A 26617-nucleotide genomic window follows, 5' to 3' on the forward strand; every position below is an offset into this window, starting at 1 on the left:
CGCCCCCACTGCTCCACTGGGTCCTCTGCCCGAGGGCATCGTGGAGCGGGGTGGTTTCTGGCAAGCGCGTCCGAACTGGTGGTCAATACGCCCGACGGGCTGTACTGCCCGTCCGGGGATTTCCATATCGATCCGTGGCGCCCCGTGCCCCGCGCGGTGATCACGCACGGGCACGGCGATCACGCCCGCGCCGGCATGGGCAGCTACCACGTCGTCGATGCCGGCCTGCCAATCCTGCAGTGGCGGCTTGGCGAGCAGGAGTACCACGTCCACGCGCATGGCGAGCGCTTCCAACTGGGCGGCGCCACGCTGTCCTTCCACCCGGCGGGGCACGTGCTCGGCTCGACCCAGGTCCGTATCGAGGCGGACGGACAGACCTGGGTGCTGTCGGGCGATTTCAAGCGCGATCCGGATCCGACCTGCCTGCCGTTCGAGGTGGTGCCCTGCGATGTCTTTGTCACCGAATCCACGTTCGGGCTGCCGGTGTTCCGCTGGCCACCAGCGTCGGATGTGGCGCGCGACATTGTCGCGTGGCGCGAGGAGTGCGCCGCCAACGGCGAGGTTGCGATCCTCTATTGCTATGCGCTGGGCAAGGCGCAGCGGGTGTTGGCCGAGCTGATGGCCCACACCGACCGGCCCGCATGGCTGCACGGCGCCATCGATGCGGGCGTGCAGGTCTACCGCGCGGCGGGCGTGCCGATGCTGGACACCAGGAAAGTCGCCGACGAGGCGCGCGGGACCGACTTCGCCGGTGAGCTGATCATCGCTCCGCCGTCGGCGGCAGGAAGTGCGTGGACCCGGCGCTTCCGCCGCGCGCAGCAGGGATTCGCGTCGGGCTGGATGCGGATCCGTGGCAACCGGCGCCGACGCAACTACGACCGCGGCTTCGTGCTTTCCGACCACGCCGATTGGCCGTCCCTGCTGCGTACCGTGCGCGAGACCGGCGCACGCCGCGTGATCGCGACGCACGGTGATACCGATGCCTTGGTGCGCGTGCTGCGTGAGTCCGGCATCGACGCCGGCGGCTTCCAGACTGCCTACGGCGAGGAGGACTGATGCGGCGTTTTGCAGCGCTGTACGAGCGCCTCGACCGGACCACCGGCACCACCGACAAGCGGGTCGCGCTGGCGGATTACTTCCGCGCTGCGCCGCGGCACGACGCCGCGTGGGCGCTGTGGCTGCTGGCTGGAGGCAAAATCGGCGGTACCCGTGCCCGTATCGCCACCACCGGCGAGCTGCGTGCGTGGGTCGCCGAGGAAAGCGGCAATCCCGACTGGCTGGTCGAGGCCAGCCACCACGCCGTTGGAGACCTGGCGGAAACGCTGGCCCTCCTGCTCGACGACCCCGCGCAGCCCGGTGCCGATATCGGGCTGGCCGAATGGATCGAGCAGCGCCTGGTGCCGGTGGCCAATGGCGACCCGGAAACGCGCCGCGAGGTGGTGGTGGATGCGTGGCGCAGCCTGTGTTTCCGCGAACGTCTGGCGTTCAACAAGCTGCTGACCGGCGCCTTGCGGGTAGGCGTCTCTGCCGGACTGGTGCAGAAGGCGCTGGCGGAGTCCTCCGGGCTGGATGTGGCGCGGATCGCGCAGCGCATGCTCGGGCGGTGGACGCCATCGGCGGACTTCCTCGAAAAGCTGCTCTCCGACGAAGTCCAGCCCGGCGACGCTGCGCTGCCGTATCCGTTCTTCCTGGCCTCGCCGCTGGAGGGGCCCGCCGAGGATCTGGGCGCCGTCGAGGACTGGCTTCTGGAGTGGAAGTGGGACGGCATCCGCCTGCAGCTGATCCGTCGCGGCCCCGACATCGCGCTGTGGTCGCGCGGTGAGGAGCGCATGGACGGTCGCTTCCCGGAAATCGAAGCCGCCGCGGCCGAACTGCCTCGCGATGCGGTCATCGATGCGGAGCTGCTGGCCTGGCGACCCGGCGAGGACATGCCACTCCCGTTCTCCGCCCTGCAGACCCGGATCCAGCGCCTCAAGCCGGGACCGAAGGTGCTTGCCACGACCCCGGTCCGGGTGACGGCCTACGACCTGCTCGAGCTGGACGGCGAAGACCTGCGCGAGCGTCCGCTGGACGAGCGGCGAGCCCTGCTTGAAGAGCTCATTGATGCGGTCGACCACCCGGTGTTGCAGCTTTCCTCCGCGGTTGAGGCTGCCGATTGGGAGCACGCTGCCGCGCTGCGCGAGCAGTCTCGCAAGCTCGGCGTCGAAGGGCTGATGCTGAAGCGCCGCAGTTCGCCCTATCGCCACGGCCGCAAGCGCGGCGACTGGTGGAAGTGGAAGGTGGATCCGCTCTCCGTGGATGCGGTGCTGGTCTACGCGCAGTCCGGATCAGGCCGGCGCAGCACCTTGTACACCGACTACACCTTCGCCCTGTGGGACGGCGACACGCTGGTTCCGGTTGCCAAGGCGTATTCTGGACTGACGGACAAGGAGATCCTGCAGCTGGACCGGTGGATCCGCGGCAACACGCTGCAGCGGTTCGGCCCGGTGCGCTCGGTACCGGCCGAGCAGGTGTTCGAGATCGCCTTCGAGGGCGTGAATGTGTCGACGCGGCACAAGTCCGGGATCGCGGTGCGCTTCCCGCGCATCGTTCGATGGCGGTCCGACAAGCCTGCTGCCGAGGCCGACCAGGTCGACACCTTGCGGGCACTGGCGCGGTGAGCGACGCGCCCGTCCGCCCCCGGCGGCGAGCCAGTGACGCAGCGCTGACCGACTGGTTTGCAGCGCGCGGATGGCGTCCAGCACCTTTCCAGCGCGAGGCCTGGCGACGCTACCTGGCCGGCGAGTCCGGCCTGCTGGTGACGCCGACCGGGAGTGGCAAGACGCTCGCCGCTCTGGGCGGCCCGCTGCTGCAGGCACTGGCGCTGGGCGATGCGCCGGCGAAAGCGAGGCGCGGTGTCGCTGCCGCGCCGCGCCTGCGCCTGCTGTGGATCACCCCGTTGCGCGCGCTGGCCGCCGATACCGTGCGCTCGATGCAGGAACCGATCGCTGCCCTCGGTGTTCCCTGGACGGTCGCGATGCGCACCGGCGACGCCAGCGCACGCGACAAGCGCCTCGCCCGCAAAGGCCTGTCGGACGTGCTGGTCACCACGCCCGAGTCGTTCGCACTGATGCTGTCCTACCCCGACGCCGCGCAACTGCTCGCCGGCGTACGCGGGGTGGTGGTCGATGAATGGCATGAGCTGTTGGGCAACAAACGCGGGGTGCTGTTGCAGTTGTGTCTCGCGCGGCTGCGCGGCATCGTGCCGGCCGCGCCCGTCTGGGGTCTGTCGGCCACCCTGGGCAATCTGGAGGAGGCGCGCGATGTGCTGCTGCCGCATCGCCCCGACGCGCCGATCCTGCAGTCTGCGCGCCGCCGGCGGATGACCTTGCAGACCCTGCTGCCCAACGAAGGCGAACGCTTTCCCTGGGCCGGGCATCTTGGCCTCTCGCAGCTGGCGCGCGTCGCCGCGGTGCTGCAAAAGGCGCGGTCCAGCCTGTTGTTCACCAACACCCGTTCGCAGGCGGAGCTGTGGCACCGGGCGCTGCAATCGGTCTGGCTGGACGACCCGAAAACCCTCGCGTTGCACCACGGATCCCTGGACGCATCGCTGCGTGCGGCCGCCGAGGCCGGCCTGCGGGATGGCACCGTCCGCTGCGTGGTCGCGACCTCAAGCCTTGACTTGGGCGTGGATTTCCCCGCGGTCGATCAGGTCCTGCAGGTTGGCAGCCCGAAGGGGATGGCGAGGTTGTGGCAACGCGGCGGGCGCGCGCGCCATCGTCCCGGCGAGGCGGGGAAGGTGATCTGCGTGCCGACGCATGCGCTGGAGCTGGCCGAGTACGCGGCCGCGCGCGTGGCGCTCGCCCACGGGCGGGTCGAGTCGCGGCCCCCTTTGCGGCTGTCGCTGGACGTGCTCGCGCAGCACTGCGTCACCCTCGCGCTGGGCGGCGGCTTCGAACCTGCGCAATTGCTGGAAGAGGTCCGCGGCACCCACGCATTCGCGGCATTGCGCGAGCAAGCGTGGACCGCGGTGCTCGACTTCATCGTCCGCGGCGGCAGCGCGTTGGAAAGCTACCCCGACTACCGCCGCGTCATCCGCGACGATGACGGCTGCTATCGCGTCCACGACCGCCGCGTGGCGTTCCGGCACCGGCTGTCGATCGGCACCATCACCAGCGACGGCAGCGTGCAGGTGCGTTACATGAAAGGCGGCTGGCTCGGCTCGGTGGAGGAGGCGTTCATCAGCCGGCTGCGCCCGCGCGAGCGCTTCCAGTTCGCCGGCAAGACACTGGAGCTGGTCCAGCTGCGCGACATGACCGCGTTTGTGCGCATCGCCAAGGCCGGTGAGGGCAGGGTGCCGCGCTGGCAGGGTGGGCGCATGCCACTGTCCAGCGAGTTGGGTGCCGAGGTCGAAGCCATCTTGCACGAGCCGGCCGAAAGCCCGGAGATGCGCGCGCTGCAACCCTTGCTGCAGTTGCAGGCGAAGCTTTCGGAACTGCCGGGGCCCGACAGTCTGCTGGTCGAGTCGGTCAAGACACGCCAGGGCTGGCACCTGTTCGTCTATCCGTTCGCCGGACGCGGCGTACACGAGGGATTGGCCGCATTGCTGGCGCTGCGCTGGGGGCGCGAAACGCCGAACACCTTCAGCTGGGCGGTAAACGACTATGGGCTGGTACTGACGGCGCAGTCCGAGGCGTGGCCGGATGCGCCGCTCATGCAGCGCCTGCTGACGCCAGAGGGCTTGCTGGATGATCTGCTGGCGAGCCTCAATATTGCCGAACTGGCGCGTCGGCAGTTCCGCGAGATTGCCCGGGTGGCGGGCCTGCTGCCGCCCTCCCTTCCGGGGCGTGCGGCCCGGTCGCTGCGGCAACTGCAGGCCTCAAGCAGCCTGCTGTTTGACGTCTTGCGCCAGCATGATCCGGGTCACGTGCTGCTGGCCCAGGCTGAGCGCGAGGTGATGGAGGCGCAACTCGACGTCCAGCACCTGCGCGCCGTCCTCGCCCGATGCGGTGAACGGCCGCTGGCACTGCGGCGTCCGCGCAGCCTGACGCCGCTCGGGTTCCCGCTATGGGCCGAGGCCATCCGCGGCCAGCTCAGCACCGAGGACTGGCGCACCCGTGTGAAGCGCGCCGCGCAGCAGCTGGAGCAGCGCCATGCCTGGAATGCTTGAGCGCGAGATAGCGGGCGAAGCGCTGCACTTCCACGCGGACCGCGCGGTGTTCTGGCCATCACGCAAGCGCCTGCTGATCGCCGACCTGCACCTGGGCAAGGGCGACGTGATGCGGGCGGCGGGGATCCCGGTGCCCACCGGCGGCACCGCGCATGACCTGGCGCGGCTGGACACGCTGCTACGCGCGACTGGCGCCGCGGAGCTGTGGGTTCTTGGCGACTTCCTGCACGGCAGGCGGAGTGCGGCCGTCGAGAGCGCGTGGAGAGCGCTGCTGGCCGGGCATCCGCTTGTTGGCGTGAGCGTAGTCGGTGGCAACCACGATCGCGCACTGGTTCCCGACGCGCTGGGGGTGGAGCTGCTCCCGGAGGACGTCTGCGATGGTCCGTTCCGGTTCCGCCACCACACGCGGGCAACCGGCGATGACGGCCAAGGACACGTGCTGTGCGGCCATGTTCATCCTGTGGTGAAGCTGCCGGGCTTGCCAGGGCGCTATCCGGCGTTCGTGCTTGCGCCGGATCAGATGGTGCTGCCCGCTTTTTCGGCCTTCACTGGCGGCATGCGCGTCGACGATCCGGCCCAGCGCTGGATCGCGTGCGCCAAAGGCCTGTTGGTCGAAAACTTCTAGGAGCGGACGACGCGATCGCGCCGTCCGTTCACGAAGAGGGTGTCGGCGATGTCAGCCCTTGGTGCCCGTGCTGGCGGTCTTGGTGGCCGCCTTGCGCGCCGTGTTGCCGCGCGAACGGAAAGCGGTCGCGTTGACACGGGGCCGGATCGGCGTGTTGCCGAGCACCTCGACGCGGCCACCCTGCTTGCGAAACGCAGCGAGATCGGCGGCGATGCTCTCGCTGGTGATGCCATTGTTGGCGTTCTTGGCGCTACCGGTGGAACGGCGGCGCAGCGGCGCGCTGGCCGCGCGGCTGGGAGTGCGGGTGGTGGTGCTGGCGGGCTTGGTCGACGTGCTTGACATTGCTTCTCCTGGAAGTGGGCCGTCCGACGCGGGACGGCACAGCCGGCAGATAGCGGCGCGCCACCGCGGACTGCGGTGATGCCGATGCCGTGAACCCCGTCCCAGGATCAACGTTGCTCAGGTTGATCGAGTCAAGCAGTGGCAGGCTTTAGGGCGGGGAGCCCCGTATCATAGCACAAGTTCGTCTAACGTGCAGGTAACGTCCTCGATCGGGTGCCGGGCGCGCTGCCTTTCGCGCCTGCTCGGACCATAGGCAAAAACGCCCCGCACCAACCTGGGTTGGATGCGGGGCGCCTGGCGCGTGCCTGGGTTGAGGCTTACCAGCTGAAGCCGGCACCTGCGGACACGCTGCTCTCACCGCCGGCAATGGCGCCGCCCAGCGACACGCTCGCGCGAGCGCCGATGGCGCGGCGATAGCCGATAGCCAAAGCCTGCTGGCCACCCTGGGACCCGATGCCCACGCCGATGTTGTTGGCGCCGCCCAGTCCTGCCGTGTTGGCCGCGAGCCCGGCGTAGGCGGCGCTGGTGGCGCCCATGCGATCGATACGGCGGTCCAGCGTGTGGAAGCGATCGTCCATTTCCGTGCGGAACTCATCCAGCCCGTAGTTGAAGCGGGCCACCTGCTGATCCGTGTACGCGTTCGCAGACCGCAGCGTGGCGGCATCGCCGGTGTCTGCGTAGGTGTTGGCCGTCTGCAGTGTCTGCGTAGCGGTGCTGGTCGTGTAGGCCCGGGCGTCGGTCAGGGTGCGGGCGTCGCCTGCATCGGAGTAGGCGTTCGCACTGGCAAGGGTCTGCGTGTCGCCAGCATCCGAGTAGGCGTTTGCGTCAGCAAGGGTCTGTGCATCCCCGGCATCCGCAATCGTCTGGACCTGCCCGGGCGTGATGCTGCCCGCGGCGATGATCTGCGAATCGGTATAGGCGTTCGCATCCGAGAGCGTCTGCGTCGAACTGGCGTCGGTGTAGGCATTCGCGTCAGTCAGCGTCTGCGCGTCGCCGGCATCGGCGATCGCCTGCACCTGTGCCGGGGTGATGCTCCCGGCGGCAATGATCTGCGCATCGGTGTACGCGTTCGCATCCAACAGGGTCACCGCATCGCCTGCGTCCGCGACGGACTGGACCTGGGCCATGGTGATCCCGCCCACGCCGCCCAACGCCGCCTGCATCTGGCGCAGGTTGACGGCGTCGGTATCGGCGGTCGCGTCGGCGACGTTGACGATCTGGCGCTCGCTGCCGAGGCTGCCGACTGACACCGTGTTCACCCGATCGGCCACGGAGTTCGACCCCAGCGCGACGCTTTCAGCGACGCTGGCGCGCGCCGAGCTGCCGATCGCACTGCTGCCAGCGGCGCTGGCCTGGGCGGCGGAGCCAAATGCGGAACTTTGCAGAGCGCTGGCGGTGGACGCCGGGCCGATTGCGGCGCTGAGGCCGCCGCTGGCGATCGCTTTCGGACCGAACGCTGCACTGGCATTGCCGCTGGCCAGGGTTCCCGTGCCAATCGCGCTGCTGTGGTCACCCTTCGCCTGCGCGCCATTGCCGAACGCATTGGCGTTGGCGCCGCTTGCGAGGGTGACCTCATTGGGGTCGGCCACATCATCACCGTTGTCATCCAGCCATCCGCCCACGGCGACGCTGTCAGGCCCACTTGCAACGCTCTTGTAGCCAAACGCGACGGATCTTTGGCCAGAGGCTGTGGTGGAATAGCCAAATGCGCTGGTGTGGTTGTTGCTCGCGACGTTGTCGAGGCCGAAAGCGTTGCTTTCTGCTCCCGACGACTGGTTGAAAGAGCCTATTGCGCTGCTGACTCTGCCGGACGCAGTATTTGCATAGCCAAGGGCGCTACTGGCTTGGCCAGATGCGTGGGTACGATGGCCGAACGCGCTGCTGGACCCTCCGGTCGCGCGGTTCTCATATCCAAACGCGCTACTGTTATCCCCGCTCGCCTGGTTCTCAGTACCAACCGAACTGCTGTATTCGCCCGATGCGCTGTTTATGTAGCCCAGCGCGGTGCTGAAGTCACCTGTGGCCTGTGTTGCAGGTCCAAATGCGGAGCTGGCTACTCCGCTGGCCAGCGTCATATCGCTTGAATCGACCACGCCGTTCCCATTGAGGTCATAGTAACCTCCCACGGCGACACTGCTGTCGCCGCTCGCGATGCTGCCGGGCCCGACGCCGGTGGCGAGGTCAGCGCTCGCTTGCGCGCCGCCCCCGATTGCGACCGAATAATATCCCGATGAGGTGGTGTAATCGAGCGGGGTGTGGTTGTGAATCCCATCGCCATCGCGGTCGAGCAAAACGCCGAAGGCGATGCTTCCCATCGCACTGGCGCGCGAGTAGCTTCCCATGGCGGTCGAGTAGAGCCCTGAAGACTGGTTGAAATAGCCCATTGCACTGCTGAACTCGCCGCTTGCTGTGTTCCCCCATCCATACGCGCTGCCGCGCTCGCCACTGCTTACGTTGTTGGTGCCGAACGCGTTACTGTTCCCTCCGCTGGCAGTATTCCGCCGGCCGAAGGCGTTCGCGACCCAGTTGGCGATGTTATCCGAGCCAAATGCGTTGGCTCCGGATGAACAGGTGCTGTTGTCTACACCGCCCTCATTCCCCAGATTGGTGCCGGGCGAGGGCAACGTCGGCGTCCCGTCCGCGTTTACGCAGGGCCGGTCAGCGGCGACGGCAGACAGCGGTACGCTCATGAGAAGGAGCAGTGCAGCGGCGAGCGGTGCCCGGTTAAATCGTGCGTCAGTGGTAATGAAGTTTGGAGACGAGCGGTTCGTAATTCGGATCATTTCTTTCTTTCCTTGAGTGATTCGGCAGTGAAGAGTTCAATCTCCTCACAACCAAATGCACGACACCACGCAGGGAATCCGGACACTGCAGTTCCGCCGTCTCGTTTATTGGCCCTGCTGATCTGCGTTGCGATCCATCAGACGACCTGACAACTCTTTTGGATCGTTCATCACGGGTCTGTGGCGCCAACGTTCGCCGGCGCGCACCCCAGAACTTTACGCAGCTGATCTGGCCGGCTGGGCCGTCAGCCGATGGCATCGGCCAGTGCGCTTTCCGAGTCCGCGTCCAGCTTCAAGGTGGCCAATTCATCGGCGCGGGTGACCCCGCGGGTAAGGATTGCCAAGGGCAATCCGCGTTCGTGAGCCATACGCGCGAATCTGAAGCCCGAATAGACCATCAGCGATGATCCGACCACGAGCACTGCGTCAGACTGCTCGAGGGCTTCCAGGGCGCGCGCAAGCCGCTGCCGGGGAACGTTTTCACCGAAAAATACGACGTCAGGCTTGAGCATGCCGCCGCAATGCGGGCAGGCAGGCGGCTCGAATTCGCTGAGGTCCACGCCTTCCAGATCGGCGTCGCCGTCCGGTGCAGTGGCTCCGGTGTGCTGGCTCCAGTGCGGGTAGCGGGCTTTCAGATCCTGCTGGACAAGCGCCCGGTCCATCCGTCGATCGCACTGCAGGCAGGCGACTACGGCGAGCCGGCCGTGCAGGTCGACCACGTTGCGGTGACCGGCGCGCGCGTGCAGGCCGTCCACGTTCTGGGTGACCAGGGTGGAGATGACGCCGCGCGATTCCAAGGTCGCCAGCGCCGCATGCGCCCGGTTGGGCTGCGCCCGCGCAACCGCAGGCCAACCGACAAAGCTGCGCGCCCAATACCGCGCGCGCATGGCCGGATCGCCAACGAACTGCTGATAGGTGATCGGAGAGCGGCCTTTCCACTGGCCATCGGCTCCGCGATAGTCGGGGATGCCCGAATTGGTGCTGACGCCGGCGCCGGTGAGCACGAAGACGGAGCGGTAATTTTCCAGCCAGGAAGAAAGATCCGCCGCGGCGTCGGTCCGTGAAGCAGGCATGCCGACATCGTGATGCGGATGGGTCACTTGATCGGCGCGCCAACTACCAAGTCATCGAGCTCGTAGCCACGTGCCGTCGCATCCGCTTTCAGCCGATTGAACAGCGCCGCGTCCATCGACGGTTCGCGCGACAGGATCCACAGGTACTTCCGGCTGGGACCGCCGACCACCGCCCAGCGGTACTCCGGATCGACATCCAGGACCCAGTAGTCGGCCCAGATACCGGGGACCCAGCCCAGCCACGCGGGCGCGAATCGCACCTTGAGCGCGCCCGGACTGCCGTCGACGGTCTGTGCCTCACCAACCGATTCGGTCCGGGAACCGTCCCTGGTGCTGCACGCGTTGCGGACCTCGATCCGGTTGTTCTCCTTCAGCGTGTAGGTGGCGGTGGTGTCGGCCACGCATTTGCGCTGGAAAAACATTGGCAGGTGAGCGATCTCGTGCCATTGGCCGAGGTATCGATCCAGCTCCAGTGCCGTGACCGGGACATTCTCCAATGCTCCGCCTATGCCGGAGGAGGTCGATGTCTGGGTCTTGCCGGCGCCCGGAGCCAGAACCATGGCGGCGGCGATGGCGTAGGCGATTGCGCGCATGAGTGTTGCCCGATGAGAAAAGGTGCCGTCCAAGGTGTCATCGACCACCACCAGAGGGCGTGAACGACAAATCCGGGCACGGCGGGGAAGTCCCGGCCCCGGCGATACAGGGGCGGCCAACTATACTGTCGGGTGTTCATCGACCCGTCCCGCGCGCCACGTGGACGTCGATACGCCATCCGCCAACGAGGACCCCAACGCCGACCATGAACACAGCCAACCGCAAGCCCCTGCCGGGCACCGATCTGGACTACTTCGATGCGCGCGCCGCCGTGGATGCGCTGCGCCCCGGTGCCTACGCCCGGCTGCCGTACTGCTCGCGCGTATTCGCGGAAAATCTGGTGCGGCGCTGTGATCCGGAAACTCTGGATGCGTCGTTGCTGCAGCTGATCGAGCGCCGCAATGATCTGGATTTCCCGTGGTTTCCTTCGCGAGTGGTGTGCCACGACATCCTTGGCCAGACCGCGCTGGTGGACCTGGCCGGCCTGCGGGATGCGATCGCAGAGCAGGGCGGTGATCCCGCGCAGGTCAATCCGGTGGTGCCGACGCAGCTCATCGTCGATCACTCGCTGGCGGTGGAACACGCCGGGTTCGACCGCGACGCGTTCGCCAAGAACCGGGCGATCGAGGACCGCCGCAACTTTGACCGGTTCCACTTCATCAACTGGACCAAGAAGGCGTTCAAGAACATCGATGTGATCCCGCCGGGCAACGGGATCATGCATCAGATCAACCTGGAGCGGATGTCGCCGGTGATCCAGGCCGTCGATGGCGTGGCGTCGCCCGACACGCTGGTGGGTACCGACAGCCACACCCCGCACGTGAACGCGCTGGGCGTGATCGCGATCGGCGTCGGCGGTCTGGAAGCAGAGAGCGTGATGCTGGGCCGGCCGTCGTGGATGCGCCTGCCGGACATCATCGGCGTGGAGCTGACCGGCAAGCCGCAGCCGGGCATCACCGCCACCGATATCGTGCTGGCGCTGACCGAGTTCCTGCGCAACGAGCGCGTGGTCGGCGCCTACCTGGAGTTCTTCGGCGAAGGCGCGACGGCGTTGACGCTGGGCGACCGCGCGACGATCTCCAACATGACCCCGGAGTTCGGTGCGACCGCGGCGATGTTCAACATCGACCAGCAGACCATCGACTACCTCAAGCTGACCGGCCGCGCCGACGAGCAGGTCAAGCTGGTGGAAACCTACGCGCGCCACGCGGGCCTGTGGGCGGATGATCTGGTCACCGCCGAGTACGAGCGGAAGCTGACTTTCGACCTGTCCGCCGTGGTGCGGACCATGGCCGGTCCGTCCAACCCGCACAAGCGTCTGCCGACATCGGATCTGGCCGCGCGCGGCATCGCGGTGGACCTGGACAAGGCCCAGGCTCAGGAAGCCGAAGGCCTGCTGCCCGATGGCGCGGTGATCATCGCCGCCATCACCAGCTGCACCAACACCTCAAACCCGCGCAACGTGATTGCCGCCGGCCTCATTGCGCGCAACGCAAACCGGCGCGGCCTGACCCGCAAGCCGTGGGTGAAATCCTCGCTGGCGCCGGGTTCCAAGGCGGTGCAGCTGTATCTGGAGGACTCCAAACTGCTGCCGGAGCTGGAGCAACTCGGGTTCGGCATCGTCGGCTTCGCCTGCACCACCTGCAACGGGATGAGCGGCGCGCTGGACCCCGTGATCCAGAAGGAACTGATCGAACGCGACCTGTACTCGGTCGCGGTGCTGTCGGGCAACCGCAACTTCGACGGTCGCATCCACCCCTATGCCAAGCAGGCGTTCCTGGCCTCGCCGCCGCTGGTGGTCGCCTACGCCATTGCCGGCACCATCCGGTTTGATATCGAAAAAGATGTGCTGGGTATCGACAAGGACGGGGTGGCGGTCACCCTCAAGGATCTGTGGCCCGACGATGCCGAGATCGATGCGATCGTCGCTGCCAGCGTCAAGCCCGAGCAGTTCCGCCAGGTCTACGACCCGATGTTCGCGCGCAGCGGACTGGCCGGGCTGCAGGTCGACCCGCTGTACGACTGGCGCCCGATGAGCACCTACATCCGCCGTCCGCCGTACTGGGAGGGCGCATTGGCCGGCGAGCGCAGCATGACCGGAATGCGGCCGCTGGCGGTGCTGGGCGACAACATCACCACCGATCACCTCTCGCCGTCCAACGCGATCATGGCCAGCAGCGCGGCCGGCGAGTACCTGACCAAAATGGGCGTGCCCGAGGAGGACTACAACTCCTACGCCACCCACCGCGGCGACCACCTGACCGCGCAGCGCGCCACGTTCGCCAACCCCAAGCTGTTCAACGAAATGGTACGCAACGAGGACGGCTCGGTCCGCCAGGGCTCGCTGGCCCGACTCGAGCCGGAAGGCAAGGTCATGCGCATGTGGGACGTCATCGAGACCTACATGGAGCGCAAGCAGCCGCTGATCATCATCGCCGGTGCCGACTACGGCCAGGGCAGCTCGCGCGACTGGGCGGCCAAGGGCGTGCGGCTGGCCGGCGTGGAAGTGATCGTCGCCGAAGGCTTCGAGCGCATCCACCGCACCAACCTGGTCGGCATGGGCGTACTGCCGCTGCAGTTCCAGCCCGGCACCGACCGCAACACGCTGGGGATCGATGGCACCGAGACCTTTGACGTGCTGGGTACGCCTGCGCCGGGCGCGGAGCTGACCCTGGTCATTCACCGCAGCAACGGTGAGCGCGTCGAAGTGCCGGTGGTCTGCCGCATCGACAGCGATGACGAGCTGCTGATCTACGAGGCGGGCGGGGTGCTGCAGCGGTTCGCGCAGGACTTCCTGGCGTCATCCAGCGGCAGCGCTGGCAAGAGCGCGGAAGCGGTAAGCATCGCAAACGCCTGACCGCGGTCCGGTCATCCTCCTTCCTCGCCTGCAGCCGGAATCGTCCATGAGCCACAAGCCCCAGATCCGCATTCCTGCCACCTACATGCGTGGCGGCACTTCCAAAGGTGTGTTCTTCCGCCTTGACGACCTGCCGGAGGTCGCCCGTGTCCCGGGCGCGGCCCGCGACGCGTTGCTGTTGCGGGTGATCGGCAGTCCCGACCCCTACGGCAAGCAGACCGACGGCATGGGCGGGGCGACCTCCAGCACCAGCAAGACGGTGATCGTCAGCGCCAGCACGCGCCCGGATCACGATGTCGACTACCTGTTCGGCCAAGTCGCCATCGACAAGGCGTTCGTCGACTGGAGCGGCAACTGCGGCAACCTCACCGCGGCGGTCGGCTCGTTCGCGATCAGCAACGGGCTGGTGGACGCGGCGCGCGTACCAGGCGATGGCATCTGCACGGTGCGCATCTGGCAGGCCAATATCGGCAAAACCATCATCGCCCACGTGCCGATGACGGCGGGGCAGGTGCAGGAGACCGGCGACTTCGAGTTGGACGGGGTGACCTTCCCGGCGGCGGAGGTCGCGGTGGAGTTCCTCGATCCGGCCGATGACGGCGAAGAGGGCGGGGCGATGTTCCCCACCGGCAACGTCGTCGATGAGCTGGAGGTGCCCGGCGTCGGCACGTTCCCGGCCACGCTGATCAACGCCGGTATCCCGACCATCTTCATCAACGCCGACTCGATTGGCTACACCGGCACCGAGCTGCAGGACGCGGTCAACAGCGCCCCGAAGGCATTGGCCATGTTCGAGACCATCCGCGCTTACGGCGCGGTGCGTATGGGCCTGATCGCGCACATCGACGAGGCCGCGGGTCGGCAGCACAGGCCCAAGGTCGCGATCGTCGCACCACCGGCCGCCTATACCGCGTCCAGCGGCAAAGCCATCGCCGCCGACGCCATTGACCTCAACGTTCGCGCCATGTCGATGGGCAAGCTGCACCACGCGATGATGGGCACTGCGGCGGTCGCCATTGGCACCGCGGCAGCGGTTCCCGGGACCCTGGTAAACCTTGCGGCGGGCGGCGGGGATCGGACGGCGGTGACCTTCGGCCATCCATCGGGAACGCTCCGCGTCGGCGCCGAAGCGGTGCAGGTGGACGGCAAGTGGCAGGTCACCAAGGCCATCATGAGCCGCAGCGCACGCGTGTTGATGGAGGGATGGGTGCGGGTGCCTGCCGACGCGTTCTGAGCGAGCTCCTGCCCAGCGGGCACTCCTCCAGGCTCACTCGACGGCTCGGGCCCCCAGCCTTTGGCACTGATGTTTGCGCGCCCCGTGGGTTAGAACGGGGCATGGCTTTTTGCATCATCTGAATTCATTTACGGAGATTTCCTTGAAAAATACCCTGCTTTTTGCGGCGACCGCGGTCGCCCTGACCCTGGGCGCGCCTCTGGCCGCCAACGCCACCGACCGCTGCCTTGACGCCAACTGCGACCTGCGCGCGCTGTATGCCGCGCCCGCCAACGCCGGTGGCAGCGCCGACACCGCGGCCGTCTCGGCGAGTCGTTTTGGTACCTGGGGCATCGACACCGATGGCATGAACACTGATCTGCGTCCGGGCGATGACTTCTTTGGTTACGTAAGCGGCAAGTGGGCGGAAGAGACCGAGATCCCGGCCGACAAGTCGATGTACGGCTCGTTCCTGGGCCTGCGCGACCTGTCCGAGAAGCGTGTGCACCAGTTGCTGGAAAGCTACCCCCAGGCCGATCCGGCCACCGGCGGCGACGCGGCCAAGCTGGCCGCCCTCTACCAGGGTTACCTGGACGAGAAGACCGTCGAGGCGCTCGACGACAAGCCGCTGCAGCCGTATCTGGTCGCGATTCGCAACGCCAAGGACAAGGACGCGATTGCGCGCCTGATGGGCGAGAGCAGCGCCAGCCTGGGCCGCAGCTTCTTCGGCAGCTACGTCTCCGATGACCAGCGCAACCCCGACGTCTACACCCTGTACTTCAGCCAGTCCGGCCTCGGGCTGGGTGATCGCGAGATGTACCTGGGCGAGAAGTTCGCGCCGCAGCGCGAGCGCTATGTCCAATACATCGCACAGCTGCTGGAGCTGGGCGGCTGGGTCGATCCCAAGGCGAATGCCGACGCGATCATGAAGATGGAGACCGAGATCGCCAAGGCCCACTGGACGCGCGCGGAAAGCCGTGACCGCGACAAGACCTACAACCCGGTCGAACTGGACAAGCTCGACACCGTCGCCGCCGGCTTCCCGTGGCAGACCTACCTGACGGCCGCCGGCCTGGACTACGCGACCGACGGCGTGATCCGCCAGGAAACCGCGCTGCCGAAGATCGCGAAGATCTTTGCCGACAGCGATCTGGACACGCTTAAGGCCTGGCAGGCGTTCCACACCATCGACAACGCCGCACCGATGCTGTCGAGCCGGTTTGCCGACGCCGAGTTCGAGTTCCGCAGCAAGTTCCTGTCCGGCCAGCCCGAGCAGGCGGCACGCTGGAAGCGGGCGGTAAGCTACACCTCCTCGGCGATGGGCGAGGCGATCGGGCGCGACTACGTCAAGCTGTATTTCCCCGCCGACGCCAAGGCCAAGATGGACGCGCTGGTCGCCAACGTGAAGGCCGCGATGGGTGCGCGTCTGGACCAGCTCGACTGGATGAGCCCGGCCACCAAGGCCGAAGCGCATTCCAAGCTCAAGGGCTTCGGCCTGAAGATCGGCCACCCCGACGAGTGGCGCGACTACAGCGACCTCAAGGTCGCCAAGGGTGATGTTCTCGGCAATGCCGTGCGCGCCGCGCAGTTCGAGTGGGACTACCGCCGCGTGCGCATCGGCAAGCCGGTCGACAAGGCGGAGTGGGGCATGACCCCGCACACCGTCAACGCCTACTACAACTCGGTCAAGAACGAGATCGTGTTCCCGGCCGCGATCCTGCAGCCACCGTTCTTTGATCCGGACGCCGATCCGGCGGTGAACTATGGCGGCATCGGCGGAGTGATCGGCCACGAGATCATCCACGGCTTCGACGACCAGGGCCGCAAGTCCGACGGCAGCGGCCTGCTTCGCGACTGGTGGACGTCGGAGGATGCGGCGAAGTTCGAGGCGCAGGCGGCCAAGCTCGGCGCGCAGTACGAGTCCTACGAGTTCCCGCAGTTGCCCGGCATGCACATCAACAGCAAGGTCGCGATGGGCGAGAACATCGGTGACCTGGGTGGTCTGACCATCGCGCTGGAAGCCTACCGGCGGTCGCTGGATGGGAAGGAAGCGCCGGTGATCGACGGCTTTACGGGCGAGCAGCGCTTCTTCATGGGCTGGGCGCAGGTCTGGCGGACGCTGTGGCGCGACGATGCGCTGCGCCAGCAGCTGGTCAACGGCACGCACTCGCCGGGCCACATCCGCGCGTTCGCGCCGCTGCGCAATATCGATGCCTGGTACGACGCGTTTGACGTCAAGCAGGGCGATGCGCTGTGGATCGCACCCGAGGATCGCGTCCGCATCTGGTGATGCCACACCGGCGATGCGTTGGTTACTGACGCATCGCTTGCATAAACCCGGGCTGCCATGTCGGTCCGGGTTTTTTCTTGTGCGATCCGGGTGGCAAGCGTCTCATCTACGGGGGCTGGGTGACGAGGGCGCCGGGGGTGAATGCCCTCGCCTGCGAATGTCCTCCGGCACCGGTGAAGCCGGTGCCTCCTCCTTTATTTCGCCGTCAAGGGCATTCACCCCCGAACCGATGTGGCGGTAGTTTGTAAAAGCGCAAAGCCACCCGCGCTGGTGGGGCCTGTATGCCTTCCAGGCGAAATAAAGGAGGAGGCATCCGCCGCAGGCGGAGGCCGGGGGACATTCGCCAGGAAGGCATACAGGTCACGCCCGCCCACCCAGGTCTCAGCCGCTGCGACCGTTGGACGCTATCCTTCGAGCCTCATGACAGGGGGCGGTGCGGTGGCGTCAGTCGACAAGCGCGGACAGTTGCGGGAAGTGGACGGGGCGGCGCAGACTACCGGTCTGGTGATCTACCGTGCCAGCCGGCTGGAAATGCTGCTCGGGCCGCTGCGCGAGTTGCTGGCGGTGACCCGCCCGGCCAATATGCTCGCCCCGCAGACCATCATCGCCGCGCATCCGGGAATGAAGCAGTGGCTGAACGGCGCGCTGGCCCGCGCCTACGGACCGGGCGGGATCGTTGCCAACCTCGACATTCAGCTCCCGAGCACGTGGATCGGCAATCTGGCGGAGCGGCAGCTGGGCCAGCAGGCGGTGTCGCTGCCGCGTTACCAGCGCGAGCACCTGCGCTGGAACATCCATGAACTGCTCGGCCGCGACCTGGATGCAATCGGCGTCACCGATGTGCGCATCGCGTCCTACCTCCAGCCGGCGGACGCCGACGCGCGGCATGCCGGCGCGGACGTGGCGCGGCGCCGGTTTCAGCTCGCTGACCGCCTGGCGCGAATCTATTCCCAGTACGTGGTCTACCGACCCGACTGGCTCAACGCCTGGGAGCACGGACGCCTGGACGCAGTCACCGGTCAGGGCGGCGATCCGCGAATGGCGTCCACCGAGCAGCGGCTGTTGGCGCCGCTTTGGCGGCATCTGCGCGCGCAGCTGGGGCCGCACCGCGGCGACGTCGTCGCCACCCTCATCGACCGACTGCTGGACCGCAACGACGGTGGCGGTGATGCGCTGCATGTCTTTGGTGTCAGTCATCTGGCGCCGTCCGAGCTGGCGGTGATCCGCGCCGCGGCCCGCCACCGGCTGGTGGCGATGTACGTCCCCGATCCCTGTCGTGAGTACTGGGGTGGCCTGGGCAACACGGTGGCGGAGATCCAGCAGCGGCGCGACGCGGAACTGGCCGGGCTGGAAAGCGCCGGCGCGGGCGATTACTGGATCGAGCAGGACAATCCGCTGCTGGCCAGTTGGGGCCGGATGGGCCAGCACTTCATCATGGCGCTGGCCGATGGCAGCGACGACGTGCTGGCCGACGTGCGCCATCGGGCCGACGAGGAGGTCTCGTCGCCGGTCAACCGACTGCAGCGCGTGCAGGAGAGCATCCGCGCGTTGGCGCCGTTGCCCGAGGCGGTGGAGCTCCGGCAGCCAGCGGTCATTGAGTGTGAGATCGCCGACGCGTCGTTGCGGGTTCATGCCAGCCACACCCGCCTGCGTGAGCTCGAAATCCTCCGCGACCAGCTGCTCGACGCGATAGAAAGCACGGACCAGCACGGCGAGCCGATCCGTCCGGCGGACATCGTAGTGATGGCGCCGGACATCCGCTCCTATGTGCCGCTGATTCCCGCCGTGTTCGGTGTCGCCGGGCACGGCGGGGAGCGCCTGCCGTACCACCTGGCCGATGTTTCGGTGGCGCGCAGCCACTCGTTGTTTGGTGCGTTCCAGCGCCTGCTCGATCTGCCCGGCACCCGCGTCACCGCGCCCGAGGTGGTGGATCTGCTGGCCATCCCCGAGGTCGCCGGTCGCCTGGGTCTGGATGCTGGCGCGGTGGACGAGCTGAGCGGCTGGTTGCAGACGAGCCGCGTGGCGTGGGCGCTGGACCCGGCATTCCGCAGCCGCTTCGGCGTGCCGGCGATCGCCGAGCACACCTTCGGCTGGTCGATGGACCGGATGATGGCCGGCTATCTGATGGCGGACCGCGCCGATATCGAGCACCAACCATCGGTCGCCCTGCCGGGCGGCGTCGCCATTGCGCCGCTGACTGGCATCCACGGCCCGGCCGCCGCCCATCTGGGCGCGCTGGATCACCTGTTGCGCGAGATCCAGGCGCTTTGTGATCTCGCCGAGGAATCCCGTCCGCCGAGCGCCTGGGCGGCGGAGTTGGAGCGCCGATTCGAGGCGATGTTCCGGATCGACCTGATGGACGCCGACGCCCGCGACGCAAGGGCCGTGCTGCTGGGTTTCATCCGCACGCTGGCGACGGAAACCGCGAAAGCCGAGGTCGACCCCGAGCTGCACTTCAGCGTCGTCCGCGACCTGCTGGTCGAACGCCTCGCCGCTGCGCCGGAGCGGCAGCGCTTCCTGATGGGCGGCATCACCTTCTGCGGTATGGTTCCGCAGCGGGCGATCCCGTTCAAGGTGGTCGCCGTGCTCGGCCTGAACGACGGCGAGTTTCCGCGCAACAGCAGCGACGCCGGCCTGGACCTGATGGCGCGCTATCGGCGGCTCGGCGACCGTGACGTGCGCAGCGACGACCGCTACCTGTTCCTGGAAACCCTGATGTCGGCCCGCGAGCGGTTGCACCTGAGTTACCTGGGCGAAGGGGTGATGGACGGCAAGCCGAGAAACCCTGCGCAGCCGCTGTCGGAGCTCTTGGCGGTACTGGATGCATCCGCCGGCCTGGCCGCTGACGACACCGACACGCCGCGGCCGTGGATCATCCGTCACCCCCTGCAGCCCTTCGATGCCCGCTATTACGACGGCAGCGACCCGCGCCTGTTCTCCTATCAACAGGAATTCGCCGCCATGCATGCCCAGGGCGTACAACCCGACGTCGCCCCGTTCCTCGATCGCGACGGCACCCGCGAGGTGGTTCTCGAGGGCCCGATTGCATTGCGGGAGGTACAGGCCTACTACCGCGACCCCGCCGCGCAGGTGCTGGGCCGGCGCATGCAGATCAGCCTGGACGCGCTGGTGGATGATCGCCTTCCCAGCGAGGAGCCGGTCGACCCCCGGTTTGGCGCGCTGGATTCGGTGCCACGGAAGCTGTTCTTCAACGATGCGCTGCCGGCCTGGCCGGATGGGCAGTGGCCGCCGGAACGTGCGCCGGACTGGCTGCGCCTGGGCGGCATCATGCCGCCGGGGAGGCCGGGCGTGCAGGCCTGGGAAGACTCCGCGGCGGCGGTGGCAAAACTGCTCGAACGGCTGGCCGATCTGCCGGCGTTCGAGCATGGCGTGCCGGCGCCGGTCAGCGTGGTGATTGATCAGCCCATCGGGGACGTCGCGCTGGTCGGTCAGGTTGCTCACGTGTACCGGCTCAGCCACGAGGGCCGCGAACACTGGCAGATGCTGCGCGCATTTCCCGGTCAGGGCGGCGCTTTGAAGGCGGAGAAGGATCTGGACTTCAAGGACCGCGTGCCGATGTTCATGGACTGGGCCTTGCTGCGCCTGCATACGGCGGGAGGGGGTGGGCGGATGCCGACGGTGCGTTTGGCGACCCTGGTCGACGACGAGATTCCAAGCTGGTCCGGCGCGCTGAACGCCTGGGACGAGGCCTTTGTGGAGGCAGCGCCGGAGGAACGATCGCAGCTGCTGAGCGATCTGCAGCGGCGGCTCTCGCGCTTGCTGCACTGGTGGCAGCAGGCGCAGGGCAGGCCACGCTGGTACTTTCCGAAAACCGCCTGGAAGGCGATCCAACCCACGGTCAGTCCGCGCAGCGGTGCCGGCGGGCAGGATGATCGCGAGCCAGCGCCCGCAAACGTCGAGAGTATCTGGGTGGCGACGCACGACGGCGGCACCGGCGAGCGCGATTACGCGCCCGGCTACAGCCGGCTGCTGGCCGGTGGCGTGGATTTCGCCGGCGGCAGCAACGAGCTGGCCGAACTGCACCGCTTTGCCTTGGCGCTTCACGAATGCATCGACATGGCATCGCCGCTGCGCCGCAACGCGACCGCCGACGAATCTGCTTGCATGGAGAAGCAGCAATGAACGAGACGGTTTGCGCGCACGCTCAGGCTGGCGCCCGGGACTGGCGCGACCTGGACCTGGCACCAGGCGGGCGCAGCCTGATCGAGGCCAGTGCCGGCACCGGCAAGACCTGGACCATTGCCGTTCTCTATCTGCGCCTGTTGCTCGAACAGGGCCGGTCGCCGCGACAGGTGGTGGTGACGACGTTCACCGAAGCCGCCGCACAGGAACTGCGCGAACGCTTGCGCGGCAAGCTGCGCTGGGCCGTGCAGCTCGCCGAATCCGCCGAGCCTGTCCCGGCCGATGCCGGCCCCGATGCGTTGTGGCTGCACGAACGCTGGCAGCAGGACGCCGACGCACGATCCAGGGACCTGCAGGCGTTGCGCCTCGCACTGGCGGAGATGGACGCCGCCCCGATCAGCACCCTGCACAGCCTGTGTCGGAGGATCCTCGCCGACCACCCGTTCGCCTGTGGCGTGGCCTTCGTGATGGGCGACATGGTTGCCAGCGACGCCCTCCTGGACGAGGTGGCAGGCGACCTGTGGCGTCGTTTGCAGCAGGGGGACGACAGCGACCCGCTGGTGCTGCTCGCCGGACGCGCCGGTAACCTGACCCGCGACCGGCTGCGCAACGGGCTCAAGATCTGCCTCGGGCAGGGCGTGGCGGTCGGCGGCATGTCGTCCGCGGAAATCGAGGCGGCGCTTGACCCCGCGTGGATACCGAAGCTGGAGGAGATCGTCGCGGGCAGCGTCGACACGTTTGGCAGGAAAGCCGCGTTGCCGCGCGTGCTCGCTGAACTGCTCGAGCTGCTGAAGGACCATTCGCGGCTCCCTTCCGAAGACAGCTGCAAGCGACTGGCCGAGGCCTCGAAGCTGACTGGGCTGAAAAGAGCATTCGAAAGGGATCCCGAGCTTCTGGCCGCGGGCCAGTTTGCCGAAGCGTGCGTTCCCGCCATCCAGGGCCTGCGGATGAGCTTCTGGCGTGAGTTGGCAGCGGTGGCGCGCGGCGAGATCCAGTCGCGGCTCGCGGCCCGCCACCAGCTCACCTTCGATGCCTTGATCAGTACCGTCAGCGACGCGCTGCTACGCGAGGCGGACGGCGGCGGTGAACGCCCGCTGGCCGATGCGCTGCACGACGCCTGGCCGGTCGCGCTGGTGGACGAATTCCAGGACACCGATGCGCTGCAGTACGGCATCCTCGACGCGGTCTACCGCGATGCCGGTGGCGCCCCGCGCGGCCGGCTGGTGATGATTGGCGACCCCAAGCAGGCAATCTATTCCTTCCGCGGCGGGGACATCCATGCCTACCAGCGCGCGGCGGCCAGCGCCGGCGCCAGCGACCGGCTCACCTTGGACACCAACCACCGTTCCAGCGAGGCGCTGGTGGATGCCATCAACCAGTTCTACGCGGTGGCCGGAAACCGGCTGGGCGCGCTGGATGCAACGGAGATCCGCTGCAGTCCGGTCAAAGCCTCCAAACGCCGGAGCGCGACGCCCTACACTGTTGAAGGGGACCCTTGCGCCAAGCCGCTGGTAATCCACCACCAAACCCCGGCGGCGCCATCCCAGCCGGAGCGTCGCGCTCAAGCCCTGCGCGCCTGCGCGGACCAGATCGCGGGGATGTTGCAGTCGCGGGTCCACCGCATTGCCGGACGCCCTGTGGCGCCCTCGGATATCGCGGTACTGCTGCCGACGGCCAGGGACATCACCACCCTGCGCGACGAGCTTCGTGCGCGCGGCGTCCCCTGCGTCACCAGCACCCGTAGCAGCGTTTTTGCCACCGATATCGCCCGCGACCTGCAGACCGTCCTGTACGCCGTGGCCTATCCCGGCGAGCTCGGCGCGCTGCGCGCCGCGGCCGCCACCCGGCTGTGGGGCACCAGCTTCAGCGAACTGCAGGAGTGGGGCGACGACGTACTGCGCTGGCAGGCGATGGCCGGGCAGTTCCGCCAATGGCATCTGGACTGGCAGCGTCGCGGCGTGCTGCATGTGGTCGAGCGGCTGATCACGCACATGGCACCGCTCTACCTGCAGACCCTGGCCGGCGAGCGCGCTTTGACCGACCTTCGCCACTTGGGCGAGCTGCTGCAGGCCCGGTCCGAGGAGGATCCGGGTTTCGAGGAATTGCTGGGCTGGCTGGCCGAATGCCGGGACGGCGAGGGCGACTCCGGCGATGACGCCGTTGAGGCCGCGCAGCTGCGGATCGAGTCCGACAGCGCGCGGGTTCGCCTGATGACCCTGCATGCCAGCAAAGGCCTGGAATTTCCGATCGTGTTCCTGCCGCTGATGTGGAACCACGGCGAAAAAACCGGTGGCGAGATGCATGTCCTCACCGATCCGCGCACCGGGGCCAGTCGTGTCGAGCGCTCGCCTGAGGCTGCTGCGACCAGGTTGCAGGAACTGCAGGACGAACGGTTCCGCGTGCTGTACGTGGCGCTGACCCGCGCCATTTATGCGTGCCACGTGTTCGCCCTGGACGTGGAGCGACCGGCGAGTGCAACGGCGAAGTCGCCACTGCAAGGCACCAAACGCAGCGCGCTGGATGTGATGCTGACGCGCCTGTCGTCACCGCTGGGCAGCACGGAACTGGAAGCCCAGGCCACGCGGGTCGAGTGGAGGCAGGGCTGGCTTCCGACGGAACGCCAGCATTATGTGCCCGACGCAACCAAGACGACGCGGCAACGCACCGCGCGCCCCATGCCGGCATGGCCGATCGGCCCGCTGCCGGGAAAGCACAGCTTCACCACGCTGACCCACGGCGAACAGCGCGAAGCGATCAATCCGGAGGCCGCTGCCGGGGACGAGACCGAGGCCACCACCGCGGCGGGCTCGAGCGCGGCGGTGCCCCAGCAGCTACCCGCCGCGCCACATCCCGAACTTCTCGCGCTGGCGGACGTCCGCGGCACGGATTTCGGCAACGCCGTCCACGCCGTATTCGAGTTCCGCAAAATTGGCGAGCCGATCACCGCCCAGCTTCCGCTGGTGGAGCGGTATCTGGGTGATTCCGGGGTGCGTCGCAAGGACCACGCGCAGTCGCCGCTGACCGAAACGCTCGCCCGGCGACTGCAGGGTGCTTTGGAGGCACCGCTGGGACTTCAGGGACATCCTGATCTTTCGCTCGCGGACCTGGCCGAAACCGACCTTCGTGCGGAGATGGGATTCCATTTCGCCCTCGATGCGGTCTCCATTGCGGACCTTCGCGAAGCGTGCGCGGCCCACGGAGAGCCGCATCTGGTGCCGACCAGCCAGCGGGTGCTGAGCGGCCTGATGAACGGCAAGATCGACTTGACATTCCACTGTAACGGAAGATTTTACGTCCTTGATTACAAAGGAAACTATCTGGGCGATTCCTTGGGGAACTACATGGGCAGCGCATTGCTTGAGCAGATGGACCGGAGCCGCTATCGCTTCCAGGCTTTGCTGTACACGCTCGCCGTGGACCGCTACCTGCGCCAGCGGCTTGGTGTGGGCTATGACCGGTCGCGACACCTGGGCGAATGCGTGTACCTGTTTGTCCGCGCGGCAGGGCTGGCACCGGGTGCCGGGATCTGGCGACACCGGTTTCCCGATCCGCTGCTGGACGCGGTCGGCAGCGTTCTGGGCGAAACGCGCACCCAGGTCGCCGCGTGAGCGCTCCAGCCACCTACCACTTCCGACGACCGGCGAACGAGCCGGCTCCGCCCGAGGTGTGGCGGATGCTGGATCACACCGTGGCGCGCTGGGTGAGGGCGCACGGTGGCTCCGCGGCGCTGGCGGAGTTGGCGGGTTGGGCCAGCCTGGCCGACGGCCACGGCGACAGCGCACTGCCGCTGCGTGGCGAGGCCGCCGGCCGCCATGGAATGCCGCCGCTGGAGGATGACGCCTTGGAGCAGGTCATGGCCGACCCGATGGTGACGGTGGTGACTGCCGGGTCCACGCAAGCCGCGCCGGCAGTCGCAGCCACGCCGTTCGTGGTCGATAGCGGGTATTTCTACCTGCTGCGCAACCACCTGCACGAGGGCGTCGTGGCGCGCCATGCCAATGCGCGTCGCGCAGGCGCCGGAACCGAGCCTGAGGGTCATCCGGCCGACATCGAGGTCCTGTTCCATGGGGACGGAAGCGGGCGCGTGGCTGCGCAGCGCGCCGCCGTGGCGCAGGTCCCGGGCAAACGCCTGTTTGTGCTTACCGGCGGACCCGGCACCGGCAAGACCACGACCGTCCTGCGCATGCTGATGCTGCTGCTCAAGCGCCGCGCCGGATCAGGCGCCGCTCCGGCGGTCGTCCGTATCGGCGCGCCAACCGGCAAGGCGGCGCAGCGTCTATCGGAGTCGCTGCGCGACGGCGCCAGGCTGATGCGCGACGGCCCGACGCCGCTGCCCGAAGACTGGCACCCGTGGCTGGACGCATCGCTCAACGCGCCTGCCAGCACCTTGCACAGACTGCTGGGAAGCCGCGGACATGGCGGCGGGTTCGTGCACCACGCAGGAAATCCCGTGCCTGCCGACATCGTCATCGTCGACGAGGCCTCCATGGTCGACCTGGCGATGCTCCGCCATCTGTTGGAGGCATTGCGCGAGGATGCCGCCTTGATCCTCGTCGGCGATGCCGACCAGTTGACCTCGGTGGGTACCGGTTCGGTATTGCTGGATCTGGTCGGCGCGATGGAGGCAGCGGCCGATCCCGGTCTGGTCCGGCTCTCGCACAGCTTTCGCGCCGACCAGTCGCTGCTGCCACTCAATGAAGCGGTGCGCCTTGGTGACATCGACGCGTTCGAGCGCGCTGTCGTCGACGCGGGTGATCAGGTGCGGCGCGTACAGATCGGCGCCCCGCACGAGCTGGACGCCGCGTTGGCCAGCTGGGCCCGAAGCCTGGCCGATGGATTGCGCGCAGCGGGTGCGTTCTCGCCGCTGCCGCGCGGCGCTGACGGTGCACCGGACCAGTCCGCCGTCCTGACCGCTCTGGACGGTTTACGCGAACGGCAGCTGTTGTGCGCCTTGCGTGAAGGCGAATTCGGCGCCGAAGCGGCCAACCGCCACCTGGAGTCATCGGTTCGCGCCGCTTCATCGGGCGACGCGCTTTCCCTCACCCGGGGCGAGTGGTACCCCGGTCGCGCGGTGATGATCACCCGCAACGATTACACCGCCGGGCTGTTCAACGGCGATCTCGGCATCTGCCTGGAGGATGCTGACGGCGCGTTGGGGGTCTGGTTTGCGGTGACCGTCGCCGCGTCCGCAGCCAGCGCCGCGTCCGCAGGCAGCGTGATCGACGATGATGCCGGGGCGCCAGCGACCGAGCGCAGCCGCCGTGCGGTCTGCTTCGCGCCGGGCAGCCTGCCGGACCACCAGGGTGGATTTGCCATCACGATCCACAAGAGCCAGGGATCGGAGTACCGCGAAGTCGCCGTGCTGCTGCCACCTGATCCGGACAACCGGATCCTCTCCCGGCAGCTGCTCTACACCGGCATCTCGCGCGCCCGGCAAAAGGTGCAGCTATGGGCATCGGACGCAGTGCTCCGTCGCGCGATCTCAACTCCCGCGCGCCGCTCGAGCGGTCTGCGCGCCAGGCTGGATGCAAGCCAGTGGTCGTAACTC

General features: G+C 67.7%; 14 protein-coding genes. 10 read left to right on the forward strand and 4 right to left on the reverse strand.

Annotated elements, in window-relative coordinates:
* Positions 1-57 precede the first annotated feature (57 nt).
* From INQ43_RS05785 to pdeM, 4 genes are read left to right on the forward strand one after another with little or no spacing between them, the layout of a single operon-like run.
* Positions 58-1056 (forward strand): ligase-associated DNA damage response exonuclease, encoded by a 999-nt coding sequence (locus INQ43_RS05785; protein ID WP_194035777.1) that lies wholly within the window; start codon positions 58-60, stop codon positions 1054-1056.
* Entirely contained in the window at positions 1056-2660 is a 1605-nt protein-coding gene (locus INQ43_RS05790; protein ID WP_194037403.1) for an ATP-dependent DNA ligase, read from the forward strand. Before INQ43_RS05785 ends, INQ43_RS05790 begins: the two co-directional genes overlap by 1 nt.
* Positions 2657-5149: a ligase-associated DNA damage response DEXH box helicase gene (locus INQ43_RS05795; RefSeq protein WP_228062632.1), complete on the forward strand. Its 2493-nt coding sequence runs from the start codon at positions 2657-2659 to the stop codon at positions 5147-5149. The genes INQ43_RS05790 and INQ43_RS05795 overlap by 4 nt, the downstream gene beginning before the upstream one ends.
* Entirely contained in the window at positions 5133-5774 is a 642-nt protein-coding gene (pdeM, locus tag INQ43_RS05800; protein WP_194035530.1) for a ligase-associated DNA damage response endonuclease PdeM, read from the forward strand. Before INQ43_RS05795 ends, pdeM begins: the two co-directional genes overlap by 17 nt.
* A gap of 51 nt (positions 5775-5825) precedes the next feature.
* Here pdeM and INQ43_RS05805 read toward each other — a convergent pair whose 3' ends face one another.
* The 4 genes from INQ43_RS05805 to INQ43_RS05820 form a co-directional block, all read right to left on the reverse strand.
* A complete protein-coding gene (locus INQ43_RS05805; RefSeq protein WP_228062633.1) occupies positions 5826-6116 on the reverse strand; it encodes a hypothetical protein in 291 nt (96 codons plus the stop codon).
* Between the two features lie 317 nt (positions 6117-6433).
* Positions 6434-8500, reverse strand: coding sequence for a YadA-like family protein (locus INQ43_RS05810; protein ID WP_194035531.1), 2067 nt, complete (start codon positions 8498-8500; stop codon positions 6434-6436).
* A gap of 644 nt (positions 8501-9144) precedes the next feature.
* The gene (locus INQ43_RS05815) at positions 9145-9972 is read right to left on the reverse strand and encodes an NAD-dependent protein deacetylase (protein ID WP_194037406.1); all 828 of its coding nucleotides are present in this window, start codon (positions 9970-9972) and stop codon (positions 9145-9147) included.
* 23 nt (positions 9973-9995) lie between these two features.
* On the reverse strand, positions 9996-10565 hold the full coding sequence (locus INQ43_RS05820; protein WP_194037407.1) for a lipocalin family protein: 570 nt from the start codon (positions 10563-10565) through the stop codon (positions 9996-9998).
* Positions 10566-10771: 206 nt separating this feature from the next.
* Here INQ43_RS05820 and acnD point away from each other — a divergent pair, with 206 nt between their 5' ends.
* The 6 genes from acnD (at position 10772) to INQ43_RS05850 (ending at position 26614) form a co-directional block, all read left to right on the forward strand.
* A complete protein-coding gene (acnD, locus tag INQ43_RS05825) occupies positions 10772-13423 on the forward strand; it encodes a Fe/S-dependent 2-methylisocitrate dehydratase AcnD (protein ID WP_194037408.1) in 2652 nt (883 codons plus the stop codon).
* A 46-nt stretch (positions 13424-13469) separates the two neighbouring features.
* Entirely contained in the window at positions 13470-14657 is a 1188-nt protein-coding gene (gene prpF / locus INQ43_RS05830; RefSeq protein WP_194037409.1) for a 2-methylaconitate cis-trans isomerase PrpF, read from the forward strand.
* A gap of 142 nt (positions 14658-14799) precedes the next feature.
* Positions 14800-16926: a M13-type metalloendopeptidase gene (locus INQ43_RS05835; RefSeq protein WP_228062634.1), complete on the forward strand. Its 2127-nt coding sequence runs from the start codon at positions 14800-14802 to the stop codon at positions 16924-16926.
* Positions 16927-17346: 420 nt separating this feature from the next.
* On the forward strand, positions 17347-21069 hold the full coding sequence (recC, locus tag INQ43_RS05840) for an exodeoxyribonuclease V subunit gamma (protein WP_228062635.1): 3723 nt from the start codon (positions 17347-17349) through the stop codon (positions 21067-21069).
* Positions 21066-24677 carry a UvrD-helicase domain-containing protein gene (locus INQ43_RS05845; protein ID WP_194037411.1) on the forward strand — a complete coding sequence of 1204 codons (3612 nt, stop codon included), beginning with the start codon at positions 21066-21068 and terminating at the stop codon, positions 24675-24677. Before recC ends, INQ43_RS05845 begins: the two co-directional genes overlap by 4 nt.
* Entirely contained in the window at positions 24674-26614 is a 1941-nt protein-coding gene (locus tag INQ43_RS05850) for an AAA family ATPase (protein ID WP_194037412.1), read from the forward strand. Before INQ43_RS05845 ends, INQ43_RS05850 begins: the two co-directional genes overlap by 4 nt.
* Positions 26615-26617 lie beyond the last annotated feature (3 nt).

The organism is Lysobacter sp. H23M47, assembly GCF_015209765.1.
Taxonomy (GTDB): Bacteria; Pseudomonadota; Gammaproteobacteria; order Xanthomonadales; family Xanthomonadaceae; genus Novilysobacter; species Novilysobacter avium.